The organism is Pseudomonas sp. SMV7 (genome assembly GCF_052041995.1).
In the GTDB taxonomy this organism is placed as follows: Bacteria; Pseudomonadota; Gammaproteobacteria; order Pseudomonadales; family Pseudomonadaceae; genus Aquipseudomonas.
Map to the genome: position 1 here is coordinate 1 of NZ_JBKGGT010000004.1, position 22,491 is coordinate 22,491.

Below are 22,491 nucleotides of genomic sequence, written 5' to 3' on the forward strand. Positions count from 1 at the left end.
GGAAAACAAAGCGGGGAGGCCTGACGGCCTCCCCGCTTCTATATAGCTACACCTATCAGCTATCACTCCGCCTTGAGGGTAACCCGCGCAAACGACTTCTTGCCCGCTTGGCAAACGTGGGTCGCCCCCAGGGCAAACATGAAATCACGTTCGACCACGGCGCCATCAACCTTTACCGCGCCGCCACTGAGCAGATCACGAGCCTGCGCCGAGTTCTTCACCAGGCCAGCGCGATTCAGCACGGCAGCGATCGGCAGGTCTTCCGCCGCAGTCACTTCAACCTCCGGCAGGTCTTCCGGCAACTCACCATCCTTCATGCGGTTACCTGCTGCACGGTGCGCATTGGCCGCAGCCTCCTCGCCATGGAAGCGCGCCACGATCTCTTCCGCCAGCTTGATCTTGATGTCACGCGGGTTGGCGCCTTTGGCGACGTCCGCACGGAACTGCTCGATCTCTTCCATCGAGCGGAAGCTCAGCAGCTCGAAGTAGCGCCACATCAAGGTATCCGGGATCGACACCAGCTTGCTGTACATCACGCCCGGCGCTTCCTGGATACCGACATAGTTACCCAGCGACTTGGACATCTTCTTGACGCCGTCGAGCCCTTCGAGCAGCGGCATGGTCACGATGTTCTGCGCTTCCTGGCCATAGGCACGCTGCAGCTCGCGCCCCATCAGCAGGTTGAACTTCTGGTCGGTGCCACCCAGCTCGACATCGGCCTTCAGCGCCACCGAGTCATAGCCTTGCACCAGCGGGTACAGGAACTCATGGATGGCGATCGGCTGGTTGGTGGTGTAGCGCTTGTCGAAGTCATCACGCTCAAGCATGCGCGCCACGGTGTACTGCGAAGCCAGGCGAATGAAGTCAGCCGGGGTCAGCTTGTCCATCCAGGTGGAGTTGAACGCGACCTCGGTCTTGGCCGGATCGAGGATCTTGAACACCTGCTGTTTATAGGTCTCGGCGTTTTCCAGCACCTGCTCGCGTGTCAGCGGCGGACGCGTGGCACTTTTGCCGCTCGGGTCGCCGATCATGCCGGTGAAGTCACCGATCAGGAAGATGACCTGGTGCCCCAGGTCCTGGAACTGACGCAGCTTGTTGATCAGCACCGTGTGCCCAAGGTGCAGGTCTGGCGCGGTCGGGTCGAAGCCGGCCTTGATGCGCAGAGGCTGGCCGCGCTTGAGCTTCTCCACCAGTTCCGACTCGACCAGTACTTCTTCCGCACCGCGCTTGATAAGCGCCAGCTGCTCTTCAACCGACTTCATAGACAAACCCGCAAGGCTCAGATTCAGGGGGAGCCAACCATACAAGATCGGCCGTCAATTACAAGTTTCGCAAAGGAATGTGACCCGGGCACAGGCTTGCGGCGTCTACGCGCCCTTGCGTGAAAATGGTTTTGGTTATATTTTATACAGTTATTTCATCTTCATCATGTCATTCATCTTTTCCATTTCACCTTTTTCAAAGTCACCGTGCCCATGACCAACGAACCGCCTAAAGCGCCCCCGCTTTATCCGAAAAGCCATCTGTTGGCCGCCAGCGGCATTGCCGCCCTGCTCAGCCTGGCCCTGCTGGTATTTCCCTCCAGCGAAGTGGAAGCCAAGAAAACCACCCTCAACCTCGAACTGGAAAGCCCTGCCGAGCAGTTGAAGGACGAATCCCGCGCTGCGCCCCTGGTACAGGCAGAAGGTGAGCAAGGCTCGCCATTCGCCCAGATAGAGGACGCCGCCCCCGACACCCAGAACGCCAAGCAGGAAGACGCCGCTGCCGCAGAACCGGTCGCCGAAACCGCCAAGGAGCCCGGCCACCGCGAAGTCACTGTGGCCCGCGGCGACACGCTCTCCACCCTGTTCGCCAAAGTGGGCCTGCCGACCAATGCGGTGCATGACCTGCTGGCCAGCAACAAGCAGGCCAAGCAGTTCAGCCAGCTCAAGCATGGCCAGGTGCTGCAGTTCGAACTCGACAAGGACGGCCAGCTGGCCAGCCTGCACAGCAAGGTCAGCAACCTCGAAACCATCCGCCTGACCAAGACCGACAAGGGCTACACCTTCAACCGCGAAATCAGCAAGCCGGTCGTGCGTACCGCCTATGCCCATGGCGTGATCAAAAGCTCCCTGTCGGCCTCGGCGCAGCGCGCCGGCCTGTCCCACAGCATGACCATGGACATGGCCCGCGTGCTGGGTTACGACATCGATTTCGCCCAGGACATTCGCCCGGGCGATGAATTCGACGTGGTCTACGAGCAGAAGGTGATGGACGGCAAGGTCGTCGGCACCGGTAACATCCTCTCCGCACGGTTCACCAACCGTGGCAAGACCTACACCGCCGTGCGTTACACCAACAAGCAGGGCAACACCAGCTACTACACCGCCGACGGCAACAGCCTGCGCAAGGCGTTCATCCGCACCCCGGTGGACTTCGCCCGCATCAGCTCGCGCTTCTCCGCAGGCCGCAAGCACCCGATCCTGAACAAGATCCGCGCACACAAGGGCGTTGACTACGCCGCCCCACGCGGCACCCCGATCAAGGCGGCCGGTGACGGCCGTATCGAACTGGCGGGACGCCGTGGCGGTTACGGCAACACCGTGATCATCCAGCACGGCAACCGCTACAAGACGCTGTATGGCCACATGCAGGGCTTCGCCAAGGGCATCAAGACCGGCGGCATGGTCAAGCAAGGCCAGATCATCGGCTACATCGGCACCACCGGCCTGTCCACCGGCCCGCACCTGCACTACGAGTTCCAGGTCAACGGTGTGCACGTCGACCCGTTGAGCCAGAAAGTGCCAATGGCCGACCCGATCGCCCGCAACGAACGCCAGCGCTTCCTGCAGCAGAGCCAGCCCCTGATTGCCCGCATGGACCAGGAAAAGGCCACCCTGCTCGCGGCGAACAAGCGCTAAGCCATGGCGCTCTACCTGGGGGTGATGTCCGGCACCAGCCTCGATGGACTGGACATTGCCCTGATCGCACAAGGCGAGCAGCCTGAGCTGCTCGCCACCCACTACCTGCCCATGCCCGGCGACCTGCGCCAGGAACTGCTTGCCCTTTGCAGCAGCGGCCCTGACGAGATCGCGCGCGCCGCGCTGGCGGAAAACCGCTGGGCCACGCTTGCCAGCGAAGGCATCCGCCAGTTGCTGGTCAGCCAGGGGCTGCCGGCTGGTGCCATCCGCGCCATCGGCAGCCATGGCCAGACCATCCGCCACGAGCCCGCACGCGGTTTTACCGTGCAAATCGGCAACCCGGCGCTGCTCGCCGAGCTTACCGGCATCAGTGTGGTCGCTGACTTCCGCCGCCGCGATGTGGCAGCCGGCGGTCAAGGCGCACCGCTGGTCCCGGCCTTCCATGAAACCCTGTTCGGCCATCTCGGCCAGCGCCTTGCCATTCTCAACGTGGGCGGCTTCAGCAACCTGAGCCTGATCGAGCAGGATGAGCCGGTCCGTGGCTTCGACTGCGGCCCGGGTAACGTGCTGCTGGACGCCTGGATCGAGCGCAAGCGCGGCCAGGCCTATGATGCGGATGGTGCCTGGGCGGCTTCGGGTGCGGTACAGGCCGACTTGCTCGCCACACTGCTGGCTGACCCGTTCTTCGCTGGCAGCGGCCCGAAGAGCACAGGTCGCGAGGTGTTCAACCTGGCCTGGCTGGACGGTCACCTTGCCCGGCTGCCCGCCTACCGCGACGAAGATGTGCAGGCAACACTGCTGGAGCTGACCGCACGCAGCATCATCGACTCGCTGAGCAGTGCCCAACAAGGCACCGAAGCGCTGTTGGTGTGCGGCGGCGGCGCGCGCAACGGCGCCCTGATGGCACGGCTTGGCCAGCTGCTACCAGCCGCCCGGGTCGCCAGCACCGGCACCCACGGTGTTGACCCGGACTGGGTCGAAGCCATGGCATTCGCCTGGCTGGCCCATTGTTGCCTGGAAGGTATCGCCGCCAACCGCCCTAGCGTGACAGCAGCCAAAGGTCTACGGGTATTGGGCGCAATCTACCCAGCCTGAGCATTCAGCAGAAAGCAAAACGCCGCGCAATTGCGCGGCGTTTTCGTTTGGCCAGGCTTTAGATCGAGAATGACGAGCCGCAGCCGCAAGTAGTTGCAGCATTAGGGTTCTTGATCACGAAGCGCGAGCCTTCCAGGCCTTCCTGGTAATCCACCTCGGCGCCGGCCAGGTACTGGAAGCTCATCGGGTCGACCACCAAGGAAACCCCTTCGCGCTCGACGATGGTGTCATCCTCGGCCACGTCTTCATCGAAGGTGAAGCCATACTGGAAGCCGGAGCAACCGCCACCGGTGACGAACACACGCAGCTTCAGACGATCGTTGCCTTCCTCGGAAACCAGGTTCTTCACCTTCTGCGCAGCACCGTGGGTGAATTCCAAAGCCGTAGGGGTGAAGGTTTCGACGCTCATGTTGATTCTCCCGGCGCAGTAGCCGCCATAAAACTCGATGACGCGCATTATCCGCTTTCCCGAGAAAATCGGTCAAGAATTGTGCGGCTTTAGTCGCGACAAACAAAAAGGCCCGCACGACGCGGGCCTTTCCCAACGATGATGGCTTACGGCAGCAGGCCAGCGTGGGACAGGCCCATGCGCTCGTCCAGGCCGAACAGGATGTTGAGGTTCTGCACCGCCTGGCCGGATGCGCCCTTGACCAGGTTGTCGATGACCGAAAGCACCACCACCAGGTCGCCGCCCTGGGGGCGATGAACGGCAATGCGGCAGACGTTGGCACCGCGCACGCTGCGGGTTTCCGGGTGGCTGCCAGCCGGCATCACGTCGACGAACGGCTCGTCGGCATAGCGCTTCTCGAACAGCGCCTGCAGGTCGACCGAAGTGTCGGCCACAGTTGCGTACAGGGTGGCGTGGATGCCACGGATCATCGGGGTCAGGTGCGGGACGAAGGTCAAGCCGATGTCTTTGCCAGCAGCCAGGCGCAAGCCCTGGCTGATTTCCGGCAGGTGGCGATGGCCCTTGACCGCATAGGCCTTCATGCTCTCGCCGGCTTCGCAGAACAGCGAGCCCACCGCCGCACCACGGCCAGCACCGCTGACCCCGGACTTGCAGTCGGCGATCAGGCGCGACGGGTCGGCCAGGCCTGCTTCCAGCAGCGGAAGGAAGCCCAGCTGGGTGGCAGTCGGGTAGCAACCCGGCACGGCGATCAGGCGCGCCTGGCGGATCTTCTCACGGTTGACTTCAGGCAGGCCGTACACCGCGTCCTTGAGCAGCTCCGGTGCGCCGTGCGGCTGGCCGTACCACTTGCCCCACTCGGCGGCGTCCTGCAACCGGAAATCGGCCGACAGGTCGATCACCTTGGTCCCCGCCGCCAGCAGTTCGCCGGCCAGGGCATGGGCAACGCCGTGTGGCGTGGCGAAGAACACCACGTCACAGGCCGCCAGGGTCTTGCTGTCCGGCACGCTGAACGCCAGCCCGTCGTAGTGGCCGCGCAGGTTCGGGTACATGTCCGCCACCGCCACGCCCGCCTCGGAGCGCGACGTGATGACCGCCACTTCGGCCTGTGGATGCTGTGCCAGCAGACGCAACAGTTCGACGCCGGTGTAACCCGTGCCGCCGACGATACCGACCTTGATCATAACGCTTGCCCCTTATCAACGAGCCGTCTGGAAAGCGCACGATGATAGGGGTGCAAGGCGCCTGTAACAACTCTTCGGATGACCCTTCGGGCGCTTGACCACTACTATCTGACGACCGTGAATACCTGAAGGAACTCCCTCATGCTTTACCTATGGATCAAAGCGCTGCACATCGTCAGCGTGGTGTGCTGGTTCGCCGGCCTGTTCTACCTGCCGCGGCTGTTCGTCTACCATGCCCAGAGCCAGGACAGCATCAGCCAGGAACGCTTCGTGACCATGGAACGCAAGCTGTTCCGCGGCATCATGAACCCGGCGATGATCGCCACCTACGTGTTCGGCGCGTGGATGCTCTACCTCACCCCGGGCTGGCTCAGCCAGGGCTGGCTGCATGCCAAGCTGACCCTGGTCATCCTGCTGACCGTCTACCATCACATGTGCGGCGCCCAGCGCAAACGCTTCGCCAGCGGCAGCAACACCCACAGTCACGTCTACTATCGCTGGTTCAACGAAGTGCCCGTGCTGTTCCTGCTGGGCATCGTGATTCTGGTGGTGGTCAAGCCGTTCTGACATCGCCACACGTTCAAGGAGCCTCGCCATGTCGTTACCCGCCTCGCTCGAACAACGCCTGCGCTTGCCTGTGGTTGCCGCCCCGATGTTCCTGATCTCCAACCCCAGGCTGGTGCTGGCGTGCTGCGCCAGCGGCATCGTCGGCAGCTTCCCCGCCCTGAACCAGCGCGACAGCGCCGGTTTCAAGGCCTGGCTGGAGGAAATCGAGGCCGGTCTGGCGCAGTTGCCGGCGCCAGCACCCTATGCCGTCAACCTGATCGTCCACCCGAGCAACCCGCGCCTGCAGGCTGACCTGGCCTTGTGTGTGGAACACCGTGTGCCGATCGTCATCACCAGCCTCGGCGCGGTGAAGGAAGTGGTCGATGCCGTGCACGGTTACGGCGGCCTGGTATTCCACGATGTCACCACCCGCCGCCACGCCGAAAAGGCTGCCGCGGCCGGTGTCGATGGCCTGATCGCCGTGGCGGCAGGCGCAGGCGGCCATGCCGGCACCTTGAACCCGTTCGCCCTGCTCGCGGAGATTCGCCAGTTCTTCGACAAGACCTTGCTGCTGGCCGGTTGCCTCAACCATGGCCACGAACTTCTGGCGGCACAGGTGCTGGGTGCCGACCTGGCGTACATGGGCACCCGCTTCATCGCTACAAGCGAAAGCCAGGCTGAGAGTGCCTACAAGCAGATGCTGCTGGGCGCCCATGCTGCCGATATCATTCATACCCCGGCGGTATCCGGTGTCCCCGCCAGCTTCCTGCGCCCGAGCCTGGAGCAGGCGGGCTACGACATGGACGCGCTCAAGGGTGGCCACGAGCAAGGCAAGCTCAAGCCGATAGACGACGAAGCCAAGGCCTGGAAGACCGTGTGGTCGGCGGGCCAGGGTGTCGGCGGTATCGATGACCTGCCGGGTGCCGGTGTGCTGATCGAACGGCTCTACAACGAGTACCGGGATGCCCTGCAGCGCTGCCAGGCCCTGGGGCATCGCGCCTCGTAGCAAAAGGCAACACCTGGCCCGGCCAAGCTGTACACTAGGCGCCCCCTTCAGCCCCCAGGAGCCTTGCATGACCCGTTACGCCATGATCACTGGTGCTTCCAGCGGCCTGGGCCTGGCCCTGGCGGAAGCGCTGGCGCGGCGCGGGCGCAACCTGATCCTGGTGGCACGCCAGCGGGAGACGCTGGAGCCGGTAGCCATCGAGCTGACCCAGCGCTTTGGCGTGGAAGTGCTGTTCCGCGCTTGCGACCTCAGCCAGCCACTGCGCCTGTCGGGCTTCGTGCTGGAACTGGAAGAGGGCGAGCGGCGTATCGACCTGCTGGTCAACTGTGCCGGCCTGCGCACCTACGGCCCGTTCCTGGCTCATGAGTGGGCCGACGAGCAGGACCTGCTGGAAGTCAACGTGCTGGCCCTGAGCCGGCTATGCCACGCCATCGGCAACCTGATGGCGGTGCAGGGCGGCGGTCAGATCCTCAACGTTGCAGGCCTGGCCGGCGTGGCGCCGGGCCCGTGGATGGCCGCCTATGCCGCCAGCAAGGCCTATGTATTGAGCTTCTCGCTGGCCCTGCGCGAAGAACTCAAGCGCACCGGCATCAAGGTCTCGGTGCTGTGCCCCGGCCCGGTGCGCTCCTCGCGTCGGCGTATACCGCGGCTCGATGGCAAGCCGCGCTGCCTCAGCGCGGAGGAGGTGGCGCTGTACACCGTGCGCGCACTGGACAAGAACCGCGCAGTGATCATGCCCGGCCGGCGCAACCGCTGGCTGGCTTTCGCCCCACGCCTGCTGCCCCGCTGGCTAGTGCGCAAGCTGGCCGGCTTCATCCACCGCCGCTACTGCCCGCTCGGCATGGAATAGCCACTGGGCGAGCGGCGCCTGGCTGAGTACACTCGGCCCGACCCTCACCATGGAGCAAGTGCTGTGGACGATTTATTCATCAAGATCATCAACCGGGAAATCCCGGCGAAGATCATCTACGAGGACGACCAGGTCCTGGCGTTCCACGATATCGCCCCCCAGGCGCCCGTGCATTTTCTGGTCATCCCGAAAAAGCATATCCGCACCCTCAATGACCTGACCGAAGAAGACAAGGGCCTGGCGGGCCACATCCTGTTCACCGCCCAGCGCCTGGCCAGGGAACTTGGCTGCGAGGACGGCTTCCGCGTAGTCATGAATTGCAACGAGCAAGGCGGCCAGACCGTTTACCACATCCACATGCACGTGCTTGGCCAGCGCCAGATGCACTGGCCACCGGGCTGATCCACGGCAAGCCACCCTGCCACTATTGCGGTAAACTGTCGGGCACATTCTTGCGGAGGTGCCCGATGGCTACCGAACGTCACTACTCGCCGCTCGACCGCTTGTTGCTGCAGGCCGATACCGCCATGCGCACCTTGCTGCCCTTCAGCGGCCAACCCGCTCGTCCCTCGCCGGCCATCATCCAGCCAGAGGTCGACCTGGATGAGCAGCAGGCCCGCCACGTGGCCGGGCTGATGCGTATCAACCACACCGGTGAAGTCTGTGCCCAGGCGCTGTACCAGGGCCAGGCCCTGACCGCCAAGCTGCCTGAAGTGCGCAAGGCCATGGAGCATGCCGCCGAGGAAGAAGTGGACCACCTGGCCTGGTGTGAACAGCGTATCCGCCAGCTGAACAGCCACCCCAGCGTGCTCAACCCGTTGTTCTACGGTATGTCGTTCGGCATCGGCGCCCTCGCCGGGCTGGTCAGCGACAAGGTCAGCCTGGGCTTCGTCGCTGCCACCGAGCACCAGGTGTGCAAGCACCTCGACGAACATCTGGAGCAGATCCCGCAGGAGGACGAAAAATCCCGGGCCATTCTCGAACAGATGCGCATCGATGAGGAACAGCACGCCGACTCCGCCCTGGCAGCCGGTGGTTATCGCTTCCCCGCTCCGGTCCGCCTTGGCATGAGCCTGCTGGCCAAGGTCATGACCAAGAGTACCTACCGTATCTGAAGGCCTCACCATGACGGACCGTTTCGACGCCAAGGACCTGGCGCGCGCCGTGCACGCCGGCATTCTCCAGCCAGGCCAGGACCAGGCCCTTGCGGCCTTCCTGCGCCAGCAACCGGCACCCCGCGGCAGCTTCCAGCTGGCCCATGTCGCATTCTATTTCGGCGCCCTGCTGATCATGGCGGCCATGGGCTGGCTGCTCACCGAAGCCTGGATGAGTATTGGCGACTGGGCACTGCTGGCCATTGCCAGCCTTTACATCCTGCTGCTCACGCTGTTCGCCGTTAACCTGCAACATCGCGCCCAGCCCGTCGCGGCCGGGGTGCTGGCAGCAGTCGCGGTCAGCATCGTGCCGCTGGCGGTGTTCGCCGTCGAACGGCTGGCCGGCTGGTGGCCACTGGACGATGTGCAGGCCAACTATCACCAGTACTACACCTATGTGCAGGGCGGCTGGCTGGCAATGGAAGCGGCCACGGTACTCGCCGGGCTGCTGATGCTGAGGCTGGTCCCCTACCCGTTCATCATCATGCCGGTAGCCGTGGCCTTGTGGTTCATGTCGATGGACCTGAGCGAATGGTTGTTCGGCTCGCCCTTCAGCTGGGAGCAACGCCGCGAGGTGTCGCTATGGTTCGGGCTGGGTATGCTGGCGGTATTCATCGTGGTCGACGGCCGCACCCGCGAAGACTACGCGCACTGGGGTTATCTCGCCGGGCTGGCGGCTTTCTGGGGCGGGCTGACGCTGACGGACAGCGGCAGCGAGCTGGGCAAGGCCATGTACTGCCTGGTCAACGTTGCGCTCATGGGCATGGCAGTACTGCTGCGCCGGCCGGTGTTCATGGTCTTCGGCGCGCTGGGGGTGGCGGCCTACCTGGGCTACCTGTCGTATGAGGTGTTTTCCGAGTCGCTGCTGTTCCCGCTGGTGGTGACCTTGATCGGGCTCGCGGTCATAGGGCTGGGCCTGGCTTATCAGAAACGGCGGGAGCGATTGAGCCAGGTGATGCGGGGCTGGCTGCCTGATCGAGTACGGGCGGCATTGCCTGCACTGCGCAGGTGATAACGTGGGGCTGCTGCGCAGCAGCCCCAGAACCCTGGCCTTAACCCAGCTCTACAATTTCATAGCCGTGGCTGATCTCCACCCCGGCACGCTCCAGCATGATCGAAGCCGAGCAGTATTTTTCTGCCGAAAGCTCCACCGCACGCTTGACCTGCGCCTCTTTCAGCCCGCGCCCTTTCACCACGAAGTTCATATGAATCCTGGTGAACACCTTCGGGTCTTCGCCTGCACGCTCGGCCTCGAGGAATGCCTCGCAGCTTTCCACCGCCTGCCGCGACTTCTTCAGAATGCTGACCACGTCGAAGCTGCTGCAGCCACCCAGGCCCAGCAACAGCATTTCCATCGGCCGCACACCCAGGTTACGGCCGCCGGCCTCGGGTGGGCCGTCCATCACGACGACGTGGCCGCTCCCCGATTCGCCGAGGAACATTGCCTCACCGGCCCACTGGATACGTGCCTTCATCTACCCGGACTCCTGACTTTTGGAAAAGGGTGTCAGCTTAGACCTTGTATGGCCGTGGGAAAAGTACGAGTCCCGTCGGTTTAATACCGAAACATTCTGTGGTGTCTGATAAGCTGGCGCCAAATGACTGGCGCTTCGCGCCAACCACCCCTTTCAAAAAGCCAATGCGTCGCATCGAACAGGATTTCGTGATGGTTGCTTCTGCCTTACCCGCCAAGATAAAGAACATCGACAGGCTGCTTGTGCACTGCCAGCGCCGCCGCTACCCCGCCAAAAGCAATATCATTTGCGCCGGCGACCGGGCCGAGACGCTGTCATTCATCATCAAAGGCTCGGTCACCATCCTCATCGAGGACGACGAAGGCCATGAAATGATCATCGCCTACCTGAACAGTGGCGATTTCTTTGGCGAACTGGGTCTGTTCGAGCCTGCTGGCAGCGAGCAACACCGCAGTGCCTGGGTGCGTGCGAAAACCGAATGCGAAGTGGCCGAAATCAGTTACGAGAAGTTTCGCGAACTGGCGCGCCAGGACCCGGAAATTCTCTACGCGCTGGGCAGCCAGATGGCCCAACGCCTACGCAACACCACGCGCAAGGTAGGCGACCTGGCGTTTTTCGACGTGACCGGGCGGGTTGCACGTTGCCTGCTGGACCTGTGCAAGCAACCTGACGCCATGACCCACCCCGACGGCATGCAGATCAAGATCACCCGTCAGGAGATCGGGCGTATCGTCGGTTGCTCCCGGGAAATGGTCGGCCGCGTCCTCAAGGACCTCGAGGAGCGCAGCCTGGTGCAGGTCAAAGGCAAGACCATGGTGGTCTACGGTACCCGCTAGTCGCTGGGCAGTTCCGCCAGCACCTTGGCGTAGGCCTGCGACAGGCGTTCGAACCAGGGTGCCTCGGGCACGACTTCATGCAAGGCGATGTGTGCGTCGGCACGGCAGCGCTGGTCCAGTTCGCAACATTCATTGAAGCGGTTGACCGCTGCCACCATCGATTCGCGCTCGTTGTCCAGCAGCAGTGCACCATGCACCAGCACCACTGGGCGCTTGCCACCCAGGCCCTGACGCCAGCGTTGTGCCGTGCCCACCAGTTTGCGGCCGTTGAGGTTGACGTTGTAGCGGCCATCGCAGAACGCCCCGTCGATCTCGCCTACCGATGCTACCCCGCCCCACTCGCGCAGCACCTCGCACAGCGGCAGGCACAGGCGTTCGTAGGCGTTTTCGATACGGCCATGGTCACCTTCGCTGCGTGGAGCAACGTAAACCAGTGCAACGTTCACCGTCGCATGCGACTGCGGCACGGGCTCGCCACCGGTCTCGCGCAGCAGCACCGGCCAGCCGGCAATGGCCAGCTCCGCACAGGCGGCCTCGAAATTGTCCAGGCGGCTCATGCGCCGCGGCATGACCAGGGCGTAGTCGATGGGTCGCCAGAACAGTACGCCACTGTCGCGTTCGCCGCGGCACACGGCGGCCAGCAATTCCTGTTCGGCGTGCAGGCCTTGTTCGACGGTCAGGGCCAGGGGTTGATCGGTCATTGATCCACCTTCGATATCGATGTCTACGGGCTCTTCCCCGGTGAACCCGCGAAAGCGCCAGGTCAGGCATACAAAAAAGCCGGCGCAAAAGGCCGGCTTTGTTTGGTCAGTCCAGTTGCTGAACAGTCTTCTTCACCAGTTCCGGGAAGAACAACCGCTGCAATTCCAGCCCAGGCTGCTCGGCACGCATGAATGCCTCACCCACCAGGAACGAATAAACCTCGTTGATTTCCATCAGTTCCACATCGGCCCGGTTCAGGATGCCGCTTTCGGTAACCACCAGGCGATCACGCGGGATACGTGGCAGCAGGTCAAGGGTGGCTTCCAGGCTGACCTCGAAGGTGTGCAGGTTGCGGTTGTTCACCCCCACCAGCGGCGTATCGAGGGTTTTCAGGGCGCGCTCCAGCTCGTCGCCGTCGTGCACTTCCACCAGCACGTCAAGGCCGACATCCTTGGCCGTGGCCGCCAGCTCGGCCATCTTCACGTCATCCAGCGCAGCCACGATCAGCAGCACACAGTCTGCGCCCAAGGCGCGGGCTTCGACGATCTGGTACGGGTCGACCATGAAGTCCTTGCGGATCACCGGCAGCGAAACAGCCGCGCGGGCCTGCTGCAAATAGGCATCGGCACCCAGGAAATAATCCACATCGGTCAGCACCGACAGGCAGGTCGCCCCGCCTTTCTCGTAGCTCACGGCAATTTCCGCCGGCACGAAATGCTCGCGGATCACCCCCTTGCTCGGCGAGGCCTTCTTGATTTCGGCAATAACTGCCGGCTGCTTGCGCCCGGCCTGCTCGATCAACGCCTTGGCAAAGCCACGCGGGGCATCGGCAACCTTGGCCAGGGTTTCCAGTTCAGCGAGGCTGACGCGCGCACTGCGCTCGGCCACTTCCTGGAACTTGCGGGCAATGATCCTTTCCAGCACCGTCGGCACACTCATGCTTCGTTCTCCACCTTGAATACTGCAGTAAAGGCACCCAGTTCCTGCAGCTTCTCCCAGGCCAGCCCGGTGTGCAGTACGTCATGGGCCAGCGCCACACCGTCCTTCAGGCTCATGGCATGGTCAGCGGCATACAGCGCTGCGCCGGCATTGAGCACGATCATTTCGGCGGCCTTCTGGCCGTTCTCGGTCTTGCGCCGCCCCAGGGCGTCGCGGATCAGCTCCAGCGACGCCTGCGGGTTCTCCACCGCCAGGCCGTGCAGGCTTTGGCTCTTCATGCCGAGGTCTTCCGGCTCGACCCAATATTCAGTGATCTCGCCGTTTTTCAGTTCGGCGACGAAGGTCGGCGCAGCCAGGCTGAACTCATCCAGGCCATCCTTCGAGTGCACCACCAGCACGTGCTTGCTGCCCAGACGCTGCAGCACCTCGGCCAACGGGCGGCACAGGGCCTGGGTGAACACCCCAACCACCTGATGCTTCACTCCGGCCGGATTCGTAAGCGGGCCGAGCATGTTGAACAGGGTACGCAACCCCAGGTCACGGCGCGGGCCGGCAGCATGCTTCATGGCACTGTGATGGCTTTGTGCAAACATGAAGCCGATGCCCAGGCTGTCGATGCAGCGGGCTACCTGGGTGGGCGTGAGGTTCAGATAGATGCCCGCCGCTTCCAGCAGGTCGGCACTGCCGCTCTTGCCCGAAACCGCGCGGTTGCCATGCTTGGCCACGGTGCAACCCGCCGCCGCCAGAACGAACGACGAGGCGGTGGAGACGTTGAAGATGTTGGCGCCATCGCCGCCGGTGCCGACGATATCGACCACGCCATCGAGGCTTTGCAGCTCGACCTTGTCGGCCAGCTCACGCATCACCGACACCGCACCGACGATTTCGTCGATGCTTTCGCTTTTCATGCGCATGCCCATCAGGAAGGCACCGATCTGCGCTTCGCTGCACTGGCCGGTCATGATCTGGCGCATGACGTCGCGCATTTCTTCGGTGGAAAGGTCCAGGTGGCCGACGATACGGCTCAACGCGCTCTTGATATCCATGGTCGATCCTTAGCGGCGGCCGCCGGTCTGCTTGAGGAAGTTGGCGAACAGCTCGTGGCCCTGTTCGGTAAGGATCGATTCAGGGTGGAACTGCACCCCTTCGATATTCAAGGTCTTGTGGCGCAGGCCCATGATTTCGTCGACCGAACCATCGGCATGGGCGGTCCAGGCCGTCACTTCCAGGCACTCGGGCAGGGTTTCGCGCTTGACCACCAGGGAATGATAGCGGGTCACGGTCAGCGGGTTGTTGAGGCCGGCGAACACGCCAAGGTCACGGTGGTGGACCGGGCTGGTCTTGCCATGCATCACCTGGCGGGCACGCACCACGTCACCGCCAAAGGCCTGGCCGATCGACTGGTGGCCCAGGCACACGCCGAGGATCGGCAACTTGCCGGCAAAGTGCAGGATGGCCTCGATCGACACGCCCGCCTCGCTCGGCGTGCAGGGCCCTGGGGAGACGACGATGCGCTCGGGGTTCAGGGCTTCGATCTGGGCGATGGTCATCTCGTCGTTGCGAATGACCTTGACCTCGGCACCCAGCTCGCCAAGGTATTGAACGACGTTGTAAGTGAATGAGTCGTAATTGTCGATCATCAGTAACATCGGGTTAAACCTCTTGAATCTACTGACTTCAGAATTCGAACCTTCCTGCGCCAGCCACAGGCACGGCTTTGCCACAAGGGGCGGTAGACAGGAAGGCAAACGGGGGCGGGCCGGACGGGCCGGCAGGGGATAAAGTCAGGCGCGCCAACGCCAACGGGCGTGGGCCTTGATTACGCGCATCAAGAGTTTGCTGACGATCAACACAGGTTAGGTCTCGCTCATACGTCACGGCACAGTAGCCTACCGGGACGACGGGCGCAATATGCCCGTAAACACGGGGAAACGAATGGACTTGGGAGGGATGCCCTGCGATTTGCTAAGGTCGAGCGGGTTGTCCTGATAAAAACAAAGAAAAGGATGTTCTCTGATGCGAAAAGCTCCGTTCGTACGTTTTACCGTCGCCTCACTGGCATTGGCTTGCAGCCAGGCGTTCGCTGCACCCTTGCCCTACTCGTCCATGATCGTGTTTGGCGACAGCCTGAGCGACGCCGGGCAGTTCGGCGGCATACGTTTTACCAACCGCGATGCCAACGGCAATTATGCGCCGGTGTCACCGATGATCCTGGGTAGTCGACTGGGCGTCGGTCCAGCAGAGCTTGGCCCCTCCACTTCCCCGTTCAACCCGGCCCTCGGGCTGCCTGACGGCAACAACTGGGCAGTAGGCGGCTACACCACCCAGCAGATCCTGGATTCCATCACCACCACCTCCGAGACCGTCATTCCCCCAGGGCGCCCCGGTGCCGGACTGGTCCTGCGTGACAGACCGGGCTACCTGGCCAACGGCCTGCGCGCCGACCCCAACGCGCTGTACTACCTGAACGGTGGCGGCAATGATTTCCTTCAAGGGTTGATCAACAGCCCTGCCGACGCGATGGCCGCTGGCGCCCGTCTGGCCGCCAGCGCCCAGGCCCTGCAGCAAGGCGGTGCCCGCTACATCATGGTCTGGCTGCTGCCCGACCTCGGCCAGACCCCGAACTTCAGCGGTACGCCACAACAAAACCCGCTGTCATTGCTGTCCGGCGCCTTCAACCAGTCACTGCTTGGTCAGCTGGGGCAGATCGATGCCGAGATCATTCCGCTCAACATTCCCGTGCTGTTGGGCGAAGCGTTGGCCGACCCCAGCCAGTATGGCCTGGCCAGTGGCCAGAACCTGGTCGGTACCTGCTACAGCGGCGAAGGCTGCGTGGAGAACCCGGTGTATGGCATCAATGGCAGCACGCCAGACCCGACCAAGCTGCTGTTCAACGACTCGGTGCACCCGACCATCGCCGGCCAGCAACTGATTGCCGACTACGCCTATTCGATCCTCGCCGCCCCCTGGGAGCTGACCCTGTTACCGGAAATGGCCCATGCCAGCCTGCGCGCTCACCAGGACGAACTGCGCAACCAGTGGCAGACCCCCTGGCAGGCGGCTGGTCAGTGGCAGGCGTTCGTCTCCACCGGCGCCCAGGACCTGGACTTCGATGGTCAGCACAGCGCGGCCAGTGGTGATGGCCGCGGTTACAACCTCACCCTGGGCGGCAGCTATCGGCTGAATGACGCCTGGCGCCTGGGCCTGGCCGGCGGCGTGTATCGGCAGAAGCTGGAAGCCGGTGAACAGGACTCGGACTACAAACTCGACAGTTACCTGGCCAGCGCCTTTGCCCAATACCGCCAGGACCGCTGGTGGGCTGATGCGGCATTGACCGCCGGGCACCTGGACTACCGCGACCTGAAACGCACCTTCGCCCTTGGCGTGAACGACCGCAGCGAAAAGGGTGACACCGATGGCGAAGCCTGGGCGATGTCGGCACGGCTCGGCTATAACCTGGCAGCCGAGAGCAGCACTTGGCAGTTGGCGCCGTTCATCAGCGCTGACTATGCGCGGGTGAAAGTCGATGGCTATGACGAGAAGAGCGGGCGCTCGACGGCGCTGGGCTTCGATGATCAGGAGCGCACGTCACGCCGGCTGGGCGTGGGCTTGCTGGGCAGTGTGCAGGTTTTGCCAGGCACTCGGCTGTTCGCCGAGGTGGCGCAGGAGCATGAATTCGAGGATGACCAGCAGGATGTGACCCTGCACCTGACCAGCCTGCCAGCGAATGACTTCACCCTGACCGGGTATACGCCACACAGCGACCTGACCCGGGCCAGCCTTGGGGTGAGCCATGAGGTGGTGGCGGGGGTGAACCTGCGTGGGAACTACAACTGGCGCAAGAGTGATGAGCTGACGCAGCAGGGAGTGAGTTTGGGCGTCAGCGTGGACTTTTGAATTGATGGGGCCGCTTTGCGGCCCTTCGCGGGCTCGCCCGCTCCCACAGGTACTGCACAGGCCTTGCAGCATGTGATCACCCTGTGGGAGCGGGCATGCCCGCGAAGGGCTGCAAAGCAGCCCCGATCAACATTTATTTGGCCGAAGTCTGCTCAGCCAGCGCCACCGCACGGAACATCGCCCGGCGCTTGTTGATGGTTTCTTCCCACTCCAGCGCCGGTACCGAGTCGGCAACGATGCCGCCGCCGGCCTGTACATGCAGCTCGCCGTCCTTGATCACCGCGGTACGGATGGCAATCGCGGTGTCCATGTTGCCATTCCAGGCAAAGTAACCGACCGCCCCACCGTAGACCCCACGCTTGACTGGCTCAAGTTCGTCGATGATTTCCATCGCGCGAATCTTCGGCGCCCCGGAAAGCGTACCGGCCGGCAGGATCGCCCGCAGTGCGTCCATCGCCGTCAGCCCTTCACGCAGCTGGCCCGTGACGTTGGACACGATGTGCATCACGTTCGAATAGCGCTCGATCACCATCTTCTCGGTCAGACGCACGCTACCCGTGGAAGACACACGGCCGACATCGTTGCGGCCCAGGTCGATCAGCATCAAATGCTCGGCGATCTCCTTGTCATCCGACAGCAGATCGTCTTCCAGCGCCCGGTCGGCCTCTTCGGTCGCACCACGCGGGCGGGTACCGGCAATCGGCCGGACGGTGACCAGGTTGTCCTCGACGCGCACCAGCACTTCAGGCGAACTGCCGACCACGTGGAAGTCGCCAAAGCTGAAGAAGTACATGTACGGCGTCGGGTTGAAGCAGCGCAGCGCGCGATAGAGGTCGATGGGCGCGGCCTTGAAGTCGATCGACATGCGCTGCGACGGCACCACCTGCATGCAGTCGCCGGCCAGGATGTATTCCTTGATACGGCCAACGGCGTTTTCATAGTCCTCGCGGGTATAGCTGGAACGGAAAGCCGGCTCGGCGGCCTGCGGGCCGCTCAGGTCCAGGCCACGGCGCGGCGTGATCGGCTGGCGCAGGGTTTCCAGCAGCCCTTGCAGACGTGCCTGGCCGTGTTCGAATGCCTGCTCTTCAGCCGGGTCGACCAGCACGATGGCGTGCATCTTGCCCGCCAGGTTGTCGAACACCACCACCGCATCCGACACCATCAAGAGGATATCCGGCACGCCCAGCGGGTCCGGGTTCGGGCTGGCTCCCAGGCGTTTTTCCACGTAGCGCACACAGTCATAGCCGAAGTAGCCGACCAGGCCGCCGTTGAAACGCGGCAGGCCGGGAATGTCGGCAACCTGGTAACGGTCCTTGAAGGTTTCGACGAAGGCCAGCGGGTCTTCAACGTCGTGGCTTTCCACCTCCACGCCGTCTTGCAGGATGCTGACGTGGTAGCCATGGACACGCAGCACCGTGCGCGACGGCAGGCCGATCATCGAGTAACGGCCCCACTTCTCGCCGCCCTGCACCGATTCGAGCAGGTACGAGTTCGGCTGGTCGGCCAGTTTCAGGTAGATCGACAGCGGGGTGTCGAAGTCGGCCAGGGTTTCGCAGGCCAGGGGAATGCGGTTATAGCCGGCAGCGGCCAGGCGCAGGAATTCTTCGCGGGTCATGGGTAGCCTCGTGGCAAGCAGCAATGGGTCAGGCAAACGGACGGGCCGGCACGCGCCGGCAGGCAGAAGTCAGGCGCGCCAACGCCAACGGGCGAGGGCCTTGATGACTTTCATCCAGAACTTGCCAGTAACCGCCACGGTGGACTCTCTGTCTTGTGAGGCTTGAAGGTCCGCCAAAGTTATCCCAGTGGCCGGGTCTGCGCAACCGGGCAGCAACGCGCGCAGGTCGTCGATCACCAGGCTGGGAGATTCGTCGTGGATCGGCCGGCCGTGGTTATAGCCATAGCTCAGGCCCACGCACTGCACACCAGCCGCCTTGGCTGCCAGCACGTCACTGCGCGAATCGCCAACGAACAGCGACTGCTGCGGGGTGACACCGGCCATCTGCATGACGAACAGCAGCGCCGCCGGGTCCGGCTTCTTCTGTGGCAGGGTGTCGCCGCCGATGATCCAGCGGAAGTATTTGCCGATCTTCATCTGGTCCAGCAGCGGGCCGACGAAGCGCTCCGGCTTGTTGGTGATCAGCGCCATCTCCACGCCCTGCTTGTGCAACCAGCGCAGGGTGTCCTGCACGCCGGGGTAGACCACGGTCAGCTCGTGGCTTTCGGCGTAGGCGTCCATGAACAGCGCCAGCGCCTGCTCGGCCAGCGCGTCGTCCACGCCGGCGTGGTCGATGCCCCCCGCCAGCGCCCGGCGCACCAATACCTGGGCGCCGTTGCCGACCCAGTGACGCACCGCCTCAAGGCCGGCAGGCGGGCGCCCCAGTTCGAGCAGCATGCGGTCCACGGCGGCGGCCAGGTCTGGCACGGAATCGATCAGGGTACCGTCCAGATCGAACATCACCAGCCTGGGCAGCGTCCCCGGGAACAGCTGCTCGAAGCCGCTCATGGACGCGCCTGGGCCAGTTCGGCGCGCATCCTGGCGATGACTTCCTGGTAGTCCGGGGCGTTGAAGATCGCCGAACCGGCCACGAAAGTGTCGGCGCCAGCAGCAGCGATCTCGCGGATGTTGTTGACGTTGACGCCACCGTCGATCTCCAGGCGGATATCACGGCCACTGGCATCGATCAGCGCACGCGCCTCGCGCAGCTTGTCGAGGGTACCGGGGATGAACTTCTGCCCGCCAAAGCCCGGGTTGACGCTCATCAGCAGCACCATGTCGACCTTGTCCATCACGTACTTCAGGGCGTCCAGGCTGGTGGCCGGGTTGAACACCAGGCCAGCCTTGCAGCCGCCGTCCTTGATCAGTTGCAGGGAGCGGTCGATGTGCTGCGTGGCTTCCGGGTGGAAGGTAATGTAGGTGGCGCCGGCTTCGATGAAGTCGCCGATGATGCGGTCGACCGGGCTGACCATCAGGTGCACGTCGATCGGGGCGGTAACGCCATACTTGCGCAGGGCGCTGCAGACCATCGGACCAATGGTCAGGTTGGGGACGTAGTGGTTGTCCATGACATCGAAGTGGACGATGTCGGCACCCGCCGCCAATACCTTGTCGACGTCCTCGCCCAGGCGGGCGAAATCGGCGGAAAGAATGGAGGGGGCAATAGCGTAGGGCTGCATGGCGCACCTGTTGGCAGAATCACGGTGGCACGCATTGTAACCCAGGCAAGCGGATGAGGGCTGATTGGCATCAACGGGTTTCGACCAGCTGTTTCAACCTGAATTGGCCTCTTCGCGGGCACGCCCGCTCCCACAGGTACCCCACAAGGCCCGAGGGCAGTGGTAATTCTGTGGGAGCGGGCGTGCCCGCGAAGAGGCCAGTTCAGACAACTGACAATCAGGCCGGTTGCTGGGTCCTCAGCTTCTCGCTACGCCCACGCAACCACTCCAGGGTCAGCAGCAACACTACCGAGAAGGCAATCAGCAAGGTCGCCGCGGCAGCAATGGTCGGGCTCAGGTTCTCGCGGATGCCGCTGAACATCTGCCGTGGCAGGGTCGCCTGTTCCGGGCCGGCGAGGAACAGCGTCACCACCACCTCGTCGAACGACGTGGCAAAGGCGAACAATGCCCCGGAAATGACCCCCGGCGCGATCAGCGGCAGGGTGACCCGGCGGAAGGTCAGCAGCGGCGAGGCACCGAGGCTGGCCGCCGCGCGCACCAGGTTGTAATTGAAGCCCTGCAAGGTCGCCGACACGGTAATGATGACGAACGGCACACCCAGCACCGCATGCACTAGGATCAGCGAAGTGAAGCTGTTGCCCATGCCAAGCGGGGCGAAGAACAGGTAGCTGGCCACACCGATGATCACCACCGGCACCACCATCGGCGAAATTACCAGCGCCATGACCAGCGACTTGCCCGGGAAATCGCCACGGGTCAGGCCGATCGCCGCCAGGGTACCGAACACCATGGCCAGCACCGTGGCCGCCGGGGCGACGATGATGCTGTTCTTCAAGGCGCGCATCCATTCGGCCGAACCGAAGAAGTCCTGGTACCAGTGCAGCGAGAAGCCCTGCAACGGGTACACCAGGAAGCTGCCACTGTTGAACGACAGCGGCACGATCACCAGCACCGGCAGGATGAGGAACAGCAGGACCAGGCCGCAAAGAATACGCAGGCTGTAGAACCACACCCGCTCCACGGGCGACATGTAAGGGCTCAGCATGACAAGGCTCCTCAGCTCAGGCGCAGGCGGCTGGCGCCGACCAGCCAGCTATAGATCAGGTACAACAGCACGGTCGCCAGCAGCAACAGCCCACCCAGCGCGGTAGCCATGCCCCAGTTGATGCTGGTGTTGGTGTAGAAGGCGACGAAGTAGCTGACCATCTGGTCATTCGGGCTGCCCAGCAACGCCGGGGTGATGTAGTAGCCGATGGCCAGAATGAACACCAGCAGGCAACCCGCGCCAACACCGGCGTAGGTCTGCGGGAAGTACACCCGCCAGAAGCTGGCGAACGGGTGGCAGCCCAGCGAGATCGCCGCGCGCATGTAGCTGGGCGAAATGCCCTTCATCACGCTGTACAGCGGCAGAATCATGAACGGCAACAGGATGTGCACCATCGAGATGTACACGCCGGTACGGTTGAACACCAGTTCCAGCGGCTGGTCGATGATGCCCATGGCCATCAGCGCGCTGTTGATCAGGCCGCCTGACTGCAGCAGCACGATCCACGCGGCCACCCGCACCAGGATCGAGGTCCAGAACGGCAGCAGCACGAGGATCATCAGCAGGTTGCTCTGCCGGGTCGGCAGGTTGGCCAGCAGGTAGGCCAACGGGTAGGCCAGCACCAGGCAGATCGCAGTAATCACCACACCCATCCACAGGGTGCGGGCGAAGATGTCCAGGTAGATAGCCTGGTCAGGGGTAGCCTTGGCCAGCTCGCCAAGGTCGTCGATTCGATGGTCGAGCGAAGCCAGCAGGTAGAATGAGGTCACCGTGCTGGTGTTGCGGCGGATCGCCTGCCAGTAGGCCGGGTCACCCCAACGCTCGTCGAGCGCCTGCAAGGCATCTTTATAGGAAGCGGGTTCGCTCCTGAATGGCAGCGCCCGCGCGGTCTTGGCCAACAGGCTGCGGTAGCCGGCCAGCTCCATGTTCAGGCGCTTGGACAGGTCGCCCAGGGTCTGGTTCTTGCGCGATTCGGCCAGGTCCTGGCTCAGCGCCTTGTACACGTCCTCGCCCGGCAGGCTCTTGCCGTCCCACTGGGTGATGACATCCACCGTACGCGGCAGGCCGCCAACCACTTCCGGGTTGCCGACGCTCTTGTACAGCAGTGCCGCGATCGGCACCAGGAACACCAGCAGGAGAAACAGCGCCAGCGGCGCGATCAACGCCTGCGCCTTCCAGCGGTTGACCCGCTCGGCGTGCTTGAGGCGCTGCTTGAGACTTGGACCTGCGCCTTCGTTGAGGGGCACTGCAATGGCCATGGCGAACTCCGCAATACAGGCTG

Annotated in this window: 23 protein-coding genes; 10 read left to right on the plus strand and 13 right to left on the minus strand. The window is 63.4% G+C overall.

Translation table 11 applies throughout. The features are described 5' to 3' along the window. Window positions 1–62 precede the first annotated feature (62 nt). Entirely contained in the window at window positions 63–1,262 is a 1,200-nt protein-coding gene (gene tyrS / locus ACLEJP_RS06305) for a tyrosine--tRNA ligase (RefSeq protein WP_440804961.1), read from the minus strand. Between the two features lie 213 nt (window positions 1,263–1,475). On the opposite strand from tyrS, the gene ACLEJP_RS06310 reads away from it, so the two are divergent. After that, window positions 1,476–2,900 carry a peptidoglycan DD-metalloendopeptidase family protein gene (locus ACLEJP_RS06310; protein ID WP_440804962.1) on the plus strand — a complete coding sequence of 475 codons (1,425 nt, stop codon included), beginning with the start codon at window positions 1,476–1,478 and terminating at the stop codon, window positions 2,898–2,900. Window positions 2,901–2,903: 3 nt separating this feature from the next. Next, on the plus strand, window positions 2,904–3,995 hold the full coding sequence (locus ACLEJP_RS06315; RefSeq protein WP_440804963.1) for an anhydro-N-acetylmuramic acid kinase: 1,092 nt from the start codon (window positions 2,904–2,906) through the stop codon (window positions 3,993–3,995). A gap of 58 nt (window positions 3,996–4,053) precedes the next feature. Here ACLEJP_RS06315 and erpA read toward each other — a convergent pair whose 3' ends face one another. Together erpA and argC are read right to left on the minus strand one after the other, a co-directional pair. Continuing rightward, entirely contained in the window at window positions 4,054–4,404 is a 351-nt protein-coding gene (gene erpA, locus ACLEJP_RS06320) for an iron-sulfur cluster insertion protein ErpA (RefSeq protein WP_015268740.1), read from the minus strand. Between the two features lie 146 nt (window positions 4,405–4,550). Continuing rightward, a complete protein-coding gene (gene argC / locus ACLEJP_RS06325; RefSeq protein ID WP_025337480.1) occupies window positions 4,551–5,585 on the minus strand; it encodes an N-acetyl-gamma-glutamyl-phosphate reductase in 1,035 nt (344 codons plus the stop codon). 141 nt (window positions 5,586–5,726) lie between these two features. Here argC and hemJ point away from each other — a divergent pair, with 141 nt between their 5' ends. From hemJ to ACLEJP_RS06355, 6 genes are all read left to right on the plus strand, one after another. Continuing rightward, window positions 5,727–6,152, plus strand: coding sequence for a protoporphyrinogen oxidase HemJ (hemJ, locus tag ACLEJP_RS06330; protein ID WP_440804964.1), 426 nt, complete (start codon window positions 5,727–5,729; stop codon window positions 6,150–6,152). A 28-nt stretch (window positions 6,153–6,180) separates the two neighbouring features. After that, a complete protein-coding gene (locus ACLEJP_RS06335; protein WP_440804965.1) occupies window positions 6,181–7,137 on the plus strand; it encodes an NAD(P)H-dependent flavin oxidoreductase in 957 nt (318 codons plus the stop codon). A gap of 67 nt (window positions 7,138–7,204) precedes the next feature. Beyond that, entirely contained in the window at window positions 7,205–7,987 is a 783-nt protein-coding gene (locus tag ACLEJP_RS06340) for an SDR family NAD(P)-dependent oxidoreductase (protein WP_440804966.1), read from the plus strand. A gap of 63 nt (window positions 7,988–8,050) precedes the next feature. Next, the gene (locus ACLEJP_RS06345) at window positions 8,051–8,389 is read left to right on the plus strand and encodes a histidine triad nucleotide-binding protein (protein WP_225780157.1); all 339 of its coding nucleotides are present in this window, start codon (window positions 8,051–8,053) and stop codon (window positions 8,387–8,389) included. 65 nt (window positions 8,390–8,454) lie between these two features. Further along, the gene (gene coq7, locus ACLEJP_RS06350) at window positions 8,455–9,102 is read left to right on the plus strand and encodes a 2-polyprenyl-3-methyl-6-methoxy-1,4-benzoquinone monooxygenase (protein ID WP_440804968.1); all 648 of its coding nucleotides are present in this window, start codon (window positions 8,455–8,457) and stop codon (window positions 9,100–9,102) included. A gap of 10 nt (window positions 9,103–9,112) precedes the next feature. Continuing rightward, window positions 9,113–10,153: a DUF2157 domain-containing protein gene (locus tag ACLEJP_RS06355; RefSeq protein WP_440804970.1), complete on the plus strand. Its 1,041-nt coding sequence runs from the start codon at window positions 9,113–9,115 to the stop codon at window positions 10,151–10,153. A gap of 40 nt (window positions 10,154–10,193) precedes the next feature. On the opposite strand, the gene ACLEJP_RS06360 is transcribed toward ACLEJP_RS06355, so the two are convergent. Then, a complete protein-coding gene (locus ACLEJP_RS06360; protein ID WP_225780154.1) occupies window positions 10,194–10,616 on the minus strand; it encodes an OsmC family protein in 423 nt (140 codons plus the stop codon). Between the two features lie 191 nt (window positions 10,617–10,807). On the opposite strand from ACLEJP_RS06360, the gene crp reads away from it, so the two are divergent. Beyond that, complete coding sequence (gene crp, locus ACLEJP_RS06365; RefSeq protein ID WP_296234609.1) at window positions 10,808–11,452, plus strand: cAMP-activated global transcriptional regulator CRP; 645 nt, start codon at window positions 10,808–10,810, stop codon at window positions 11,450–11,452. Here the strand turns inward: crp and ACLEJP_RS06370 are convergent. The 4 genes from ACLEJP_RS06370 to ACLEJP_RS06385 form a co-directional block, all read right to left on the minus strand. Beyond that, window positions 11,449–12,153: a lipoate--protein ligase family protein gene (locus ACLEJP_RS06370; protein ID WP_440804972.1), complete on the minus strand. Its 705-nt coding sequence runs from the start codon at window positions 12,151–12,153 to the stop codon at window positions 11,449–11,451. The genes crp and ACLEJP_RS06370 overlap by 4 nt on opposite strands. A 106-nt stretch (window positions 12,154–12,259) precedes the next feature. Then, complete coding sequence (trpC, locus tag ACLEJP_RS06375) at window positions 12,260–13,093, minus strand: indole-3-glycerol phosphate synthase TrpC (RefSeq protein ID WP_440804973.1); 834 nt, start codon at window positions 13,091–13,093, stop codon at window positions 12,260–12,262. Beyond that, window positions 13,090–14,139 (minus strand): anthranilate phosphoribosyltransferase, encoded by a 1,050-nt coding sequence (gene trpD / locus ACLEJP_RS06380; protein ID WP_440804975.1) that lies wholly within the window; start codon window positions 14,137–14,139, stop codon window positions 13,090–13,092. The genes trpC and trpD overlap by 4 nt, the downstream gene beginning before the upstream one ends. Before the next feature lie 9 nt (window positions 14,140–14,148). Further along, on the minus strand, window positions 14,149–14,742 hold the full coding sequence (locus tag ACLEJP_RS06385; RefSeq protein WP_003259809.1) for an aminodeoxychorismate/anthranilate synthase component II: 594 nt from the start codon (window positions 14,740–14,742) through the stop codon (window positions 14,149–14,151). 367 nt (window positions 14,743–15,109) lie between these two features. On the opposite strand from ACLEJP_RS06385, the gene estP reads away from it, so the two are divergent. Continuing rightward, window positions 15,110–16,990: an esterase EstP gene (estP, locus tag ACLEJP_RS06390; RefSeq protein ID WP_440804976.1), complete on the plus strand. Its 1,881-nt coding sequence runs from the start codon at window positions 15,110–15,112 to the stop codon at window positions 16,988–16,990. A gap of 133 nt (window positions 16,991–17,123) precedes the next feature. Here estP and trpE read toward each other — a convergent pair whose 3' ends face one another. The 5 genes from trpE to ACLEJP_RS06415 form a co-directional block, all read right to left on the minus strand. Then, window positions 17,124–18,605: an anthranilate synthase component I gene (trpE, locus tag ACLEJP_RS06395; RefSeq protein WP_440804977.1), complete on the minus strand. Its 1,482-nt coding sequence runs from the start codon at window positions 18,603–18,605 to the stop codon at window positions 17,124–17,126. Window positions 18,606–18,674: 69 nt separating this feature from the next. After that, window positions 18,675–19,493 (minus strand): phosphoglycolate phosphatase, encoded by an 819-nt coding sequence (locus tag ACLEJP_RS06400; RefSeq protein WP_440804979.1) that lies wholly within the window; start codon window positions 19,491–19,493, stop codon window positions 18,675–18,677. Then, window positions 19,490–20,164: a ribulose-phosphate 3-epimerase gene (gene rpe / locus ACLEJP_RS06405; RefSeq protein WP_440804980.1), complete on the minus strand. Its 675-nt coding sequence runs from the start codon at window positions 20,162–20,164 to the stop codon at window positions 19,490–19,492. Before rpe ends, ACLEJP_RS06400 begins: the two co-directional genes overlap by 4 nt. 217 nt (window positions 20,165–20,381) lie before the next feature. Beyond that, entirely contained in the window at window positions 20,382–21,209 is an 828-nt protein-coding gene (locus ACLEJP_RS06410) for an ABC transporter permease (protein ID WP_440804982.1), read from the minus strand. An 11-nt stretch (window positions 21,210–21,220) separates the two neighbouring features. Further along, a complete protein-coding gene (locus tag ACLEJP_RS06415) occupies window positions 21,221–22,468 on the minus strand; it encodes an ABC transporter permease (RefSeq protein ID WP_440804983.1) in 1,248 nt (415 codons plus the stop codon). Window positions 22,469–22,491 lie beyond the last annotated feature (23 nt).